Source organism: Sphingopyxis sp. (assembly GCF_025869345.1).
Classification (GTDB): Bacteria; Pseudomonadota; Alphaproteobacteria; order Sphingomonadales; family Sphingomonadaceae; genus Sphingopyxis.
The window spans coordinates 1-2,569 of record NZ_JAOZVW010000013.1 but is presented as its reverse complement, the minus strand read 5'-3'; the positions used below and the strand labels follow the sequence as shown (position 1 = coordinate 2,569).

Annotated in this window: 1 protein-coding gene; it reads left to right on the top strand. The window is 62.5% G+C overall.

Annotation, left to right across the window (positions count from 1 at the left end):
* The first annotated feature begins 278 nt into the window (after positions 1–278).
* Positions 279–2,372, top strand: coding sequence for a M3 family metallopeptidase (locus tag OJI97_RS01030; protein ID WP_297660043.1), 2,094 nt, complete (start codon positions 279–281; stop codon positions 2,370–2,372).
* Positions 2,373–2,569: the final 197 nt, after the last annotated feature.

The following is a 2,569-nucleotide window of genomic DNA, read 5'->3' as shown; positions in this document are numbered from 1 at the left end:
CCTTTGTGCGAGTCCAAAAGAAACTCGCACAAAGGCACGAAGGCACAAAGAAGAGGAGAATATAGCTGCCCTTCGCCTGCGCGGGGGTGACGGATGAGAGAAGCCGTTCCTCCAACTCTTGCACCCTCCTCCTCCCTCGCGCTAAAGCCCTCCCCATATGGTTTCGTTCGAAACCAGTCTTCCGGGGAGATATGATCATGCCGCGCCGCGCGCCGCCCTTTGTCCGTTCCATGTCGGTCCTGCTTGCATCGACCGCGCTGCTTGTGGGTTATAGTCCAATGACCATCGCCGCCGAGACCGCTCTCCAGCCCGCCACCGACGCCAATCCGATGCTTGCACCCTGGACCGGCCCCTATGAAGGGGTGCCGCCGTGGGACAAGCTCGACCCCGAACGCTTTCCCGATGCCTTCGCCAAGGGCATGGCCGAGGTGAAGGCCGAGGTGCAGGCGGTGATCGACAACCCCGCCGAACCGACCTTCGAGAACACCCACGTCCCGATGCAGCTCGCGGGCCAGACGATGGACCGCGTCTTCGCTTTGTGGGGAGTCCAGACGTCGAACAAGTCGAACGACCGCGTCGAGGACATCGACGCCGAATGGAGCCCGAAACTCACCAAATTCTATACCGAGCTGTTCCTCGATCCAAAGCTCTTCGCGCGCTACAAGGCGGTTTACGACAAGCGCCAGTCGAGCGGCCTCAACGCCCAGCAGATCCGCATCGTCGAGCGCAGCTATGACGAGATGGTGCGCGACGGCGCGAACCTGTCGCCCGCGAACAAGGCGAAGCTCGTCGATCTCAACGCAAAGCTCGAAGGGCTGTTCTCGACCTTCTCGTCGAAGCTGCTCGGCGACGAGAAGCTCTATACCTATGTCACCGACAAGGCCGAACTCGCCGGGCTCGCGCCGGGCTTCGTCGCCTCGCTCGCCGACGCCGCCGAGGCGCAGGGCAAGCCCGGCCAGTGGGCGATCAAGAACACGCGCTCCTCGGCGCAGCCGGTGCTGCAGAACGCCACCAATCGCGCGCTGCGCGAAAAGGTGTGGCGCGCCTTCGTCAATCGCGGCGACAATGGCGACGCCAACGACACGAATGCGACGATCGCCGAAATCCTGAAACTGCGCCAGGAGCGCGCGGTGCTGCTCGGTTTCCCGACCCACGCGAACTACCGCATGGCCGACACGATGGCGAAGACACCTGAAAACGCCATGAAGCTGATGATGAAGGTCTGGCCCGCCGCGGTCGCGCGCGTCCACGAGGAAGTCGCCGACATGCAGGCGATCGCCGACACCGAGGCGAAAGCGGGCAAGGGCCCGAAGCTGACGATCGAGCCGTGGGACTATCGCTATTATGCGGAAAAGGTCCGCAAGGCGAAATACGACCTCGATGAAAGCGAGGTGAAGCCTTACCTGCAGCTCGACAAGCTGCGCGACGCGATGTTCTGGGAGGCGGGGCAACTCTACGACCTCGGCTTCCGCGAAAACACCGGCACGATCCCGGTCTTCGATCCCAAGGTAAAGACGTTCGAGGTCTACAACCTCAAGACGAACGCCAATGTCGGCGTCCTCTATCTCGACAATTTCGCGCGCGACGGAAAGCGCTCGGGCGCGTGGATGACGACCTATCGCAGCGAGCAGGGGCTGGGCGGCGAGCGCAACGTGCTCGCGTCGAACAACAATAATTTCACCGAGGGCGCGAAAGGCGAGCCGACGCTCGTCAGCCTCGACGATGCGACGACGCTGTTCCACGAATTCGGGCACGGCATCCATTATTTCCTGCAGCACGTCTATTATCCGGCGCTCGCCGGGGTGCCGCGCGACTTCGTCGAATATCCGAGCCAGGTGAACGAGAACTGGCTGATGACGCCCGAGGTGCTGTCGAAATTCGCGACGCATTACCAGACCGGCGAGCCGATGCCGCAGGCGCTGGTCGACAAGATCCTTGCCTCGAACAAGTTCAACCAGGGGTTCGAGACGGTCGAATATCTGGCGAGCGCGATCCTCGACATGAAGCTCCACGACCGCAAGGTGCCGGTGACCGACGTCGACAAGTTCGAACGCGACACGCTCGCCGAAATCGACATGCCGAAGGAAATCGTCATGCGGCATCGCCTGCCGCAGTTCGGCCATCTGTTTTCAAGCGACGCCTATTCGGCGGGCTATTACAGCTATCTCTGGTCGGAGACGATGGACGCCGACACCTGGGCGGCGTTCCAGGAGGCCGGCGGCCCATGGGACCGCACCGTCGCCGACAAGTTCCGCACCATCCTGCTGATGACCGGCAACGAGACCGACCGCGCCGAAGCCTATCGCGCCTTCCGCGGCCGCGATCCCGACGTGAAAGCGCTGCTCGCGAAGCGCGGTTTCCCCACCGAATAAGCCAGGCGTTAACCGGGGAGCAAAGGGGGCCGCAGCGCCCCCTTTGTTTTGTCTGGCGGATGTCCGCTGGCGGCTGGAGGCGGACATGATCTCACATCGTCATCCCGGACTTGATCCGGGATCCATTCATCCGGCGCTGAGAGAATGGATCCCGGATCAAGTCCGGGATGACGGAGGTCTACAATCGACCAAAAGTG

Coding starts and splice junctions, on each gene's coding strand:
- OJI97_RS01030 (WP_297660043.1), top strand. CDS start 279: ATGACCATCGCCGCCGAGACCGCTCTCCAGCCCGCCACCGACGCCAAT.